Consider the following 6,348-nt stretch of genomic DNA (forward strand, 5'->3'; position numbering starts at 1 on the left):
AGTCACCAAGGCAAATCTGGCTATCGTTGAAAAACAGATTGATCAATTGAATGCGCGGAGGATGCGGCTGTCGGCGGAGCGGGAAAATGCTGAAAATATGGTTGTTCCGCCGGTATCGTCGAGCCAGGCAATCGATACCGAAAGCGGCGAATACCTCAAAGCTGAAGTAGCTCTTTTTGCTGCGCGCAGACAAACCATTGATGGTCAAAAAGCCCAGCTTAGACAGCGTATCGATCAGATACGGCAAGAGAATGAGGGGCTGATCGTTCGCAGGGGTGCTAAAGAAGAGGAATTGTCGTGGATTGGTCAGGAACTTGTCCGCGTACGGAGTCTGGCCAATCAGCAACTGGTCCAGTTCAACCGTCTGGCAGAACTGGAGCGGTTGCGCGCGCAGCTTGATGGGGAACGCGGCCAGTTGATGGCAGAGATCGCAAGGGCGGCGACGCGCATCACAGAGACGGAGCTTCAAATTCTTCAGCTTGATCAGGATCGGTTGGCGGAGGTTCTGACGGAATTACGTGACGTCGACAACAAGCTTGCCGAGCTCACCGAACAAAAGGTTGCGGCGGAAGACCAGTTGAAACGCATCGATGTTCGATCTCCGCAGGACGGTATCGTGCATGAACTCGCCATTCACACGATTGGTGGCGTCATTAGCCCCGGAGAAACAGTCATGCAGATCGTCCCGGTCAACGACCGGCTGGTGGTCGAAACGAAAATCCAGCCGGCCGATATCGACCAGATGCATGTCGGTCAGCAGGCGGCCCTACGTTTCTCCGCTTTCAATCAGCGTACGACCCCGGAAATTGCTGGTCAGGTCAAAATGGTCGCTGCCGATCTCGTTCATAATCCGCAAACGGGCGAAAGCTGGTACACGGCGCGAATTCAGATAGAGCCGGAAGAGCTGACGAAACTTGGTAACCTCAGCCTGCTCGCGGGCATGCCGGTTGAAGCATATATCCGGACAAGCGAAAGAACCGCCGTGTCATATCTGGTCAAGCCTCTCGTGGATCAAATCAACCGGGCGATGCGCGAGGATTAGCAGCCATGCTCTCCTGCGCTTTTTTTCATTTACGTGTTAAAGTGGCGATTCCATTGCCAAGTGTTCAAGCGGCTACCGTTCGCCTTCAATAGCTTGACGAAAAGTGATGAGGCAGGGAATTTAAGCTAGGTCGGTAGGTGCAAGTGAATTGCGATGACTAATCATCTTGCATGGTCCGGGCAGAAAGGATGCGATAAATTTGCATGCGGGAGCAATTCAATTGTCGGGCGATCGCCGTTGCCCTGCACCCCCTTGCATATAATTCTCTAGCGAGATTATGATCAATCCGGGATTTGCCGCCTTTATATACACCTACGGCTTTCGCCTTCTCTATACCCTCGCGCTGCCGTTCTTTGATGAAGCGCCGCTCCATCTGCGCCACCATGCCAAGTACAGTCAGAATGACTTTGCCCATCTCGCCTTTTGTTGAAACGTGTGGTTCGAGAACGGTAACGTATGCTCCGCGCTGTTCACATTCGTGGACGATGTTTAGGACGTCACGGGTGTCACGGCCAAGGCGATCAAGACGTGTGACGATCAACTCGTCATCTTCGCGCAAAAACTCGATGATCGTTGCTAACTCGGTTCGGCCTAGGCGGCTTGCACCCGAGACCTTTTCGCACCTGACGATTTGGCAACCTTCGGCGGTGAGCCGCTCTTGCTGAATTTCTAGATCTTGATCGAGCGTACTAACGCGGGCGTACCCTATGCGAGCCATGTGTCACCTCAAGCTTTAGGCCCGAGCCTACCCTGTCACAAATAGTCGCTGTCAACCTAGATGTTACACGAAGCACTGTAACATGCCGCATGTCACCTGAGGGTATACCCTGAGGCGAATCGCTATCGTGCTATTTGTGAACATTCAGGCGCGTTGACCGGACAACGGCTGTGCGCCTCTCAGCTTGAGTTAATGCGAGTCAGCCACGACGTCGTCGCCAAATTGGCCGTTTATCCATTTGATCCGATCGGCCAACAGCCTGCGGCTAAGGTGCGGCCAACTCGGGCATCTAGGGCGTCCAGAAAGAAATCGATATGGCGCACATGCGGTCCGACCATCTGCAGGCTAATCGTGTAAGAGGCTTAATCAGTCCTCGTGCCCTCTCTCCAAGTATCTTGCCAGATTAAGTAAATCCCCGATAATCAGAATTAATAAAATGGAGGCGAGGGTATGCTAGAACGAGGTTCTGAATGGTTACGGTGGGAGCCGCATATCCATGCACCGGGCACTATATTCAATGACCAATTCGGTGCCGATGCTATGGACAAGTATATTGCGGCTCTGGAGGCTGTAACTCCCATCCTTAGCGCCATTGGCATCACTGACTACTACGGTATTGACACCTATCAGCGGGTATTGGCGGAAAAGCGGGCCGGCAAGCTACAGGATTGCCAGCTCCTTTTCCCGAACATTGAGATGAGGCTCGCAATTGGGACGGTACGGGGCAACTTCGTTAATGTGCACCTTCTCATCGATCCCACTGACGACGACCACATTGAACGGATCAACACTATCCTCAGCCGTCTGACGTTCCGCGTCGATGATCAAGACTACGGCTGTACTGCTGCCCAACTGACGCGTCTAGGGCGCCACCTCGATAAATCCCTGACTGATGATCGCGCTGCGCTTGCTCACGGTTCCCAACAGTACAAAGTGTCGCTCGACGACCTGCGTAAGGCTCTGGACAATGCTTGGGCGAGGGAAAATGTGCTAGTCGCGGTTGCGGCCGGCGGTGATGGCACGAGCGGAGTAAGAGATGGAGCGGATGCAACTCTTCGGCGTGGCATCGAGCGTTTCGCTGACATCATATTTTCCGGAAGTCCGGGGGATCGTGATTTTTGGCTCGGCCTCAAAGACGGGCTGGATAGTGACTTCATACGAGAGCAATACGGCTCCCTCAAGCCGACGATGTGGGGCTGTGACGCCCATGAGATGGCCAAAATTGGCCAGCCTGATCTGGAGAGGTTTTGTTGGATTAAGGGTGCCGCCACCTTTGACTCGTTGCGACAAGCTTGCATCGAGCCGCGCAGGTCGTATGTAGGCATATCCCCCACAGCCGGTGCAATGGCATCGCAGGTTATTTCGCGTGTGCAAATTAACGGAGCTACGTGGGCGCTGACTCCGGACATCGGGCTCAATGCCGGACTGGTCGCAATCATTGGTGCACGCGGTTCGGGAAAAACCGCTCTGGCGGACATTATTGCTGTCGGTTGCGACGCGTTCCCGGCAAAGCGCAACCGCCAATCCTTTATCAGCCGGGCGAATGATGACGGTTACCTATCCGGGGCAAGTGTCGCAATAAGCTGGTCTGACGGAGGTGACGCAGAGGTTCGGAGCCTTGACGAGCCGGTGCGCCAGGAATGGGATAGCTATCCGAAAGCGCGTTACCTGTCCCAACAGTTTGTCGATGACCTCTGCTCGTCAGCCGGAATGACCGATGCACTTCTTGCCGAAATCGAACGTGTCATCTTCGAATCTCATCCAGTTGCGGACCGCGACGGTGCTGTGACCTTTTCCGATCTTCTGAACTTGAAGGCCTCCCGTTACCGCGACGCTCGCCTGCGTGAGGAAGCGGCACTGGCTTCGCTGTCCGAGCGGATCGGCGTGGAAATGGAAAAGACAAAACTGCTTGCCTCCTTAAGAACCCAGATTGAGGAAAAAACGAAGCTCATTGAGCGATACAACGGGGACCGTGCTCGTCTCATCCCTAAAGGATCCGACAAGGAGACCGCGCGACTTTTGTCACTCACCGCCGCTGCTGAGAAGGCCCGAACAAATATCCGCTACTATGCCAATCAGCAGCAATCACTTAACTCTGTCCGTGATGAGGTTGCTGACCAACGCGCAAATCAGGCACCAGAGGGACTGAGAAGCCTTAGGGAGAGGTACAAGAGCGCGCCCATGGACGATGCCCAATGGGAGGCCTTCCTGTTGCAACATGCCGGCGATGTTGATGCTGTCTTGGCAGAGCGATTAGCCTCCGCCGAGAAAAGTATGGCTTCGTGGAAAGGCGCTTCTCCAACTGCTGGTCCAGACGATGTGCCTCTAATACCAGATACAGCCGATCTGGAACGGACTGCCCTTGCGCCCCTTGAGGCGGAAATCAAGCGCCTAGAGAAGATGATCGCGGCCGACAAAGACACCGCCAACAAGCTCGGAGCCATCACCAGACGCATAGGCGAAGAGGGTCAACTGCTTCAGACCCTCATCGAACGTCTCAAGGACTGCGAGAGCGCGAAAGATCGCGCCTTAGCACTCACGTCCGAACGGGAAGAGGGTTACAAGCGGGTTTTCCAAGCCATTTTGGGAGAAGAGGCCGTATTGAGAGTGCTTTATGCTCCGCTCATGGCTAGACTCAGCGAAGTCGGGGGCAGTGTCCAAAAGCTGACGTTCAGTGTGGAACGGTCGGCCGATGTCGCAGCTTGGGCCAAGCGTGGCGAGGAGCTTCTGGACTTGCGGAAACCGCCCTTCATGGGACAGGGCGCACTGCAAAAGGTAGCAGAGCCGGTTTTTCGGGCTGCGTGGGAGAGGGGTGATGCAGCCTCGATTTCAGCCGCTATGGTGGCTTTCCGCGCAGAATACCAAGAAGACCTGCTTGGGGCATCGAAGGTAGCCAAGGGAGATCAAGGCTATCGCACTTGGTCGCGTAACCTCGCGCAGTGGCTTTTCAGTACGGACCATATCTCGCTGCGATACAGCATTGATTACGACGGCATAGACATTACCAAGTTATCTCCGGGCACTCGGGGCATCGTGCTTCTTCTGCTCTACCTAGCGCTCGATGAGGCGGACGACCGACCTCTCATAATTGATCAACCAGAAGAAAATCTCGATCCGAAATCAATCTTCGACGAGCTGGTGGGGCTTTTTCAAGCGGCAAAGAATAAACGACAGGTTATCATTGTCACTCACAATGCCAATTTGGTGGTGAATGCTGATGCTGATCAGATAATCATAGCGAACGTTGGACCGCATATTTCTGGGGCTCTTCCTCCCATCACCTATTCAACCGGCGGCCTGCATGATGATGACATTCGTCGTGCCGTCTGCCTCATCCTAGAAGGCGGCGACAGGGCTTTCGTTGAACGATCCCGTCGTCTTCGCGTGAAGCTCAACCGCTAAAGTGGAAGAACAAGAGCTTCTGCAACGCTGCCCATCCCAGCGACTTGTCCGGATGGCGCATCTCATTCGCGCCATCCGTCTAGGAACTGCATTTCATGTCGGCCTTGCTGTCGCCCATCAGGCGCTTATGGCTCCACTTATGCCAATCGTGGAGAACCCGACGAATGGCGAGTTTCGCTGAGCGACTAAAGCACGGCTGACGTGAGCATTGAGGGCTGAAAGCTGCCGGGTGATATTGCGCCTCCTCTTGGCCACTCGGGCCGTCGCTAAGTCGAAAGGGGATGAGAAGTGGACAATCCCATTTCAAGAGGCGCTCCAGTTGAAGGGGCCATCGCTGAATGCGCTGATCGTCGCCTTGGCACGCCATTCAATCGCTTCTAAGGAACGGAGACTTTGCAGCATTTCTTCACGCTGCGCAGGATTCTGATGGCGGAATGCCCAACCCGTTCTCAGAATATCCCCGATGATGCGCGCGACCAGCTTCGCGATCTCTGGAATTCCCGACACCTCGATCGACCAGCCCATCGGCTCGAAATGTGCGAATTGGTTCCGAATTTCCTTGTGAAAGCGGTTCAACCAATTCAGTTCAGATTCGCTGATTACGACACCGGCAACGCTGCTGCCATCCCCTGCCGAATTGGGCTTTCGCAATGCCTTAAGTAGGTCCGGAAGCCCCATCAGGTGGGTTCTAGGCGGTTTTGAATTCGGATTGGTGCGCGAGTCCTCAAAGTAGGTCAACCATTCGCTGGCGTTGCGCTCGGTGACAGCACCCACCGGGGCCGCAGTCGTAGTGAGATGGCACACGCACGCCCCCTGCAGCGCCGAATGCAACGCCATCACCACCCACTTCCAGGCTAGGGAGTCCTCCCCCACAAACTGAGCAGCACGTATAACGTGGCGGATAGACCCCGCCACATCCTCGGCCTCATCCGTTCGAATCCAATTCTCCACTGCCGGTCCCTTGCCTCCATTCCGATTGCCGGGAGCATAAACCAGTCGGTGATGGATATGAACATATTGTCGTTTTCAGGCGACGCGCTGGCGGGCTGGGTTGAGTATGATGCAGACCTCTGGCAGCACCTCAGTTTTTGGTGTGAATAGCCCCGAGTTTCGTAGACACCCTCGGGTTAGATTTTCTGCTGCTTCTCGAACTCGACGGGCGACAGCATCCCGTTCCTGACGTGTT

General features: G+C 54.9%; 4 protein-coding genes. 2 read left to right on the forward strand and 2 right to left on the reverse strand.

Going from position 1 to position 6,348, the window contains the following annotated elements; translation table 11 throughout:
* Positions 1-1,042, forward strand: a 1,042-nt coding sequence (locus tag ACIQUH_RS27735; protein ID WP_400821391.1) for an HlyD family type I secretion periplasmic adaptor subunit, incomplete at its 5' end; no start/stop codon positions are given.
* Between the two features lie 157 nt (positions 1,043-1,199).
* On the opposite strand, the gene ACIQUH_RS27740 is transcribed toward ACIQUH_RS27735, so the two are convergent.
* Positions 1,200-1,760 carry a recombinase family protein gene (locus ACIQUH_RS27740; RefSeq protein ID WP_400821393.1) on the reverse strand — a complete coding sequence of 187 codons (561 nt, stop codon included), beginning with the start codon at positions 1,758-1,760 and terminating at the stop codon, positions 1,200-1,202.
* A gap of 450 nt (positions 1,761-2,210) precedes the next feature.
* Here ACIQUH_RS27740 and ACIQUH_RS27745 point away from each other — a divergent pair, with 450 nt between their 5' ends.
* On the forward strand, positions 2,211-5,162 hold the full coding sequence (locus tag ACIQUH_RS27745; RefSeq protein ID WP_400821395.1) for a TrlF family AAA-like ATPase: 2,952 nt from the start codon (positions 2,211-2,213) through the stop codon (positions 5,160-5,162).
* 303 nt (positions 5,163-5,465) lie between these two features.
* On the opposite strand, the gene ACIQUH_RS27750 is transcribed toward ACIQUH_RS27745, so the two are convergent.
* Complete coding sequence (locus tag ACIQUH_RS27750; protein WP_400821398.1) at positions 5,466-5,999, reverse strand: hypothetical protein; 534 nt, start codon at positions 5,997-5,999, stop codon at positions 5,466-5,468.
* Between the last annotated feature and the right edge of the window lie 349 nt (positions 6,000-6,348).

Origin of the sequence: Agrobacterium sp. NPDC090283, assembly GCF_044769685.1 — a bacterium.
Lineage (GTDB): Bacteria > Pseudomonadota > Alphaproteobacteria > Rhizobiales > Rhizobiaceae > Agrobacterium.